Annotated in this window: 2 protein-coding genes; one reads left to right on the forward strand and one right to left on the reverse strand. The window is 69.9% G+C overall.

Annotated elements, in window-relative coordinates; translation table 11 throughout:
• On the forward strand, positions 1–1421 hold a 1421-nt coding region (locus tag AC5LSR_RS23110; RefSeq protein WP_493469019.1), incomplete at its 5' end, for an Lsr2 family DNA-binding protein.
• A 545-nt stretch (positions 1422–1966) separates the two neighbouring features.
• On the opposite strand, the gene AC5LSR_RS23115 is transcribed toward AC5LSR_RS23110, so the two are convergent.
• Positions 1967–3997: a hypothetical protein gene (locus AC5LSR_RS23115; protein ID WP_250286744.1), complete on the reverse strand. Its 2031-nt coding sequence runs from the start codon at positions 3995–3997 to the stop codon at positions 1967–1969.
• Positions 3998–4424: the final 427 nt, after the last annotated feature.

The following is a 4424-nucleotide window of genomic DNA, read 5'->3' on the forward strand; positions in this document are numbered from 1 at the left end:
GGACGGCCGCGTCGAGCCAGCCGCCGACAGATCTTCAGCTGCTCACCGGCGCGGTGCGGACCGCCCGGAACGCCCGCGACGATGTCGAGCGGACCAACACGGATCTTGCCCGCCTCGACGACGAGACCAGCGCGGCCGGCCGGCAACGGGACAGCGCGGTGGCACGCCTGACGGACCTGCGCGACACCGCCGGCCTCGGCCCGGCCGGTGACAGCGACCACGCCGACGCGGCCGCCAGCGGAGCATCATGCTCTGGCCCATGGTCTGGCCCCTCCGGGCTGGTCGAGTGCCTCGCGGCCGCGGCCGCCCGGGGGCGCCTCGTCGTCGCCGCCGTGGAACGCCGGACGCGGGCGGCCGAACGGATCCACGCCGCCGCACCGGACGAGGACCTGGACACGCTCGCCAAGGAACTCGCCGACCGCACCGACGAGGAGCTCACGGACGAGCTGGCGGCGGCGGCGTCCGACCGGCACCGGCACGAGGGCGAGCACAACCAGGCACGCCAGGAGCTCGGCAGGCTCGAGGAGCGCCTGGCAGCGCTGACCTCCTCCCAGTCGAACGCCGCCGAGCTGGCGGCCCTGGCGCAGGAGAAGCTCGCGGTCATCGCCGAGAGCGCCGAACGCCACCTGACACTAAAGATCCAATATGAGATCCTGCGTGACCAGCTGGACGCGTACGAGCGTCAGCACGCCTCCCCGCTGCTGGCCGACGCCGGGGGCCTCCTCGAACGGCTCACCGACGGACGCTACGTCGCCCTGCGCGCCGCCGGCGTCACCGGCGGCCGCAGCCTGCGGGTCATCCGCTCCGACGAGCAGGAGCTGGCCCCGCACGAGCTCTCCGAAGGCACCACGGACCAGGTCTACCTGGCGCTTCGCCTCGCAGCGATCAGCCAGCTGCAGCGTGAGCGCCAGGACCGCGGCGATCCACCGCTGCCCGTCGTCCTCGACGACGTCCTGATGGCCTTCGACGATCAACGAACCGCGGCCGCGCTCGGCGTCCTCGCCGAGCTCGCCGGGCAATGGCAGATCATCGTGCTGACCCACCACGACCGCACCGCCGAGATCGCCCGGACCAGCACACCCGTCACCACCACGATCACCCAGCTCCCGTCGGCGAACGCCCTCCCGGCGAGCCGCCCCGCCACGGCAATCCGCGCCGCGATGACCGGAATCGCCCGACAGCGGGAAGCAGCGGACACCGGCTCACCCCGGTCGGCCCACGCAACCTCCACTCCTGCGAGAACGGCCGGCAGCCCCGCCCGGCCACCCAGGGCCGTCGCGGCAGTCCCCGTCCTCCCACCCGACCACGACCCCGCGCAGATCCGCTCATGGGCACGCGCCAACGGACGCCACATAGGCGACCGAGGCCGCATCCCGTCCGACGTCATCGACGCCTTCCGGCAGGCTCACGCAACCCCCTAGTCAGGGCAGGTGGAGCACCCCAGTCAAGGTCAACAAGCCGCTCGAGGAGCACGGAACGTTTTCCCTTCCTCGCCGTTCCCCGCCGGGGGCACGCGCTGGCTTGTCGTGCTCGCCGATCTCTGATCGGCTTTGCCGGGGCCGCGATATCTGCCCGGGGGGCGGCCCCCGGACCCCTGAGGTCGTGCTTCGCACGACCGTCTTCCCTGCGGAGCCCAGGGCATCCGCGGTCTCGCCATTCAACGGGCGTCTCCAAGACGTCGATGACGACCATGAATCAGTCAAGATCCGCATTCGCTTGCGCACATCGACCGCACGTACGGCTTCAGCCGCTTGGTCGCACGGACCGGATTCGTCTCCGCCGGCGCAGGCGGGGCTGGTCCGCCGGTCCTCGTCGGCGCCTCGGGTCCGACCGTGGACGAACGACAGAGCCCTTGCCGACATGCGTCGCCATGACCGCTTGATTCCGCCCGTTTACCGGCGCAGTATCCACATCCTCCAGCGGAGATCCTGAAACGAAGGCGTGAGAGCTCGGCTGCGGAACCGCCTTACGGGCGGTCGGCCAGATCCCGCAGTTCCCCTATGATCTCGCGGCCGGTCCGCTCGATGGGGGCGAGCCTGGCGACCAGCTCACGGCTGGCGACGGTATCCTCGGCGTCGACGCGATCCATGATCTGAGCCAGGGTCGCATGCAGCCGGGCCCGGTGCTGTTCGAGGTGCTCCTCGACCGCGTCGATCAGTAGCTGTCCCTGGCTCCGGGCCGCCTCGACGAAATCCGCCCGGGCCTGCTTCGCCTGCTCGTCGAGCATCCGCTTGCGCTCGTTGCGGGCCTTCTGGATCACCGACTCCCGTTCCTTGAGCACCTCTGTGATCTTGGCAACGCCGATGGCGGCCGCGACGGCGGCACCGACCGGAAGCGCGACGGAGGCGAGGCTGAGGCTGGTCATCAGCGCGGCTGCTCCGCCTGCCAAGGGACCGGCCACACCGACCGTCCCGGCGGCGATCTGCACGAGGCTGTAGACGGACATGGCTCCCCGCGCGTCCGCGGGCGGGGGCGGAAGACGGCTGTCGAGCGGTTCCGGGGAGACGAGCTGGGAGCCGGTGGCGTCGTCCCCCAGAGCCAGCCGCAGCAAGGTGCGGCCCTTGGCGTCGAGCTGCTCCAGCTGACGCTGCCAGCCGGTGGCCGGGCCGTCGGGGCCGACCATCCACTGCGTGTAGAGCTGAACCTGGCGGACGTCGATCTCGTGGACGTGCTCGGTGTCCAGCTTCCCCCCGTCGATCAGCTGGTCGAGCCCGCGGTGCAGTTCCTGCGGCAGATCCGCGAACGGACGCTGCCTGACGCGGATAGCGCGCTCCAGCTCGTCGGCCAGCTCTGTGCGCATGCCTTCCGCGGCGCTCTCCGCACGCTCCAGCCGCTCGGCGATCGCAGCTTGCTGAGCGGCCAGTTCGTCGACGGAAACCTGATGGGCGTCGACGATGTCCCGGATCGGCCGGTGCCGGCGGCGGATCAGCCGTCTCGTTTCGTCGGCGACCTGGACGAGATGACGGTCCCCGGCGCCGGATTCGACAAGCTGGTGCAGCCGGTCGCGCAGCACGTCCATCCCGCTGCGTTGCCTGAGATTTCTCGTCGCGTTCCCGTTCGCCTCCTCGGCGGCGGCCTTCGCCTCCCAGGCCGCGGAGACTGGCAGGAATCCTTCGCCGACGAACGCGGCGAGGCCGCCGCCCGCATCGGCGAAGTGTGTGCGCAGATAGTCGTTGTCCGTCGCCTGTACGTTGCGCCACGCGGCCTGGCCGTGCTCTCGCTGGGTGGCGCGGTCGATGCCGGTGAGCACCCACAGCACACGCTTCCCGGTCTGCAGGTGGTGGGCGTACAGGTCACGGACGAGGGCGAGCTCGTTGACCGTCAGCGCCGATGTCGCCTGAGTGACGTAGATGAAGCAGTCGGCCTCCGCCCAGGCGCCGCGCATGATGAGGTCATGGTCCCCGTCAGGGGACTCGGAGCCGGGCAGGTCGAACAGCTTGACCGGCAGGAGGGCATCGGAGATGAGCACCTCGATCTCCAGGACCCGGCGGTTGATGTGCTCGCGGCGGCGGTCGGTCACCTTCCCGTCGGCCGCGCCGTACGAGGCGACGACGGCGGGCGGCAGGTCGCTGCCTATCTCGACCCAGTCAGAGCCGTCGAACTTGACGCGCAGCAGGCCGCGCCCGGAAGCGTTGACAGACGGGTCGTCACCGACCGGAACGACGGTGGACGGGCAGGCGGTGGTCGGATTCGCCGACGACGGCAGTATGCCGGTGTACTCGCCCTCGTCATCGTCGCCGTCTACCAGCCAGTACTCCAGGCGGCCCTGCAGCCCACTGATCAGAAAGCTCTTCCCGGCCGACTGGCGGCCGAGCATGCCGACGTTGAGCAGGGTGGACAGTGCGCGGGTGCGAAGGCTGCGGATGCGGACGACGTCGGCGGCCAGCTCGTCGACGTCCTGCGGGGCGTCATCCTGGTTTCCGAGCGTCTCCAGCCACGTCTCGCAGCGGCCCAGCAGACGCGCCAGATCATCACGTGTTTCCTCTACCCCCGTCACGCACAGACATATACCGCATCGCGGCTTTCCTGTCGAGGGCCACGCCAGTTCCAGCGGCATCGGCGCCCCCCGCCGGTTCCACGGCATACCGAGGTACCGGAAAAGAACCCGTGAAAACAGGTGCCTTGCCGCAGGAAACCCGGCCCCGCGGGAGGCGGGAATAAAACTCCTCCGCGCACCGCTCCCTTATTGCGGGAATGATCATCCCGCTGGCCTGCCCTGCCGCACAAGGCCCGGCCGCACGGCCAGCGCCATCCGCTCGCCGTCCACGCACTCCGGCCGGGTCACACCCACTCCGATGCCGCCGCATTGCCCGCCGTATTGCCAGGCTGTACAGTCGGATATATGAAGCCGATGACTGACATTGCGTGGGCCTGGTTGAGCCAAAACCGCTGCCATATGTACACCAATTATTAACGTTGTCACT

It is taken from the genome of Protofrankia sp. CiP1_Cm_nod4 (assembly GCF_982290645.1).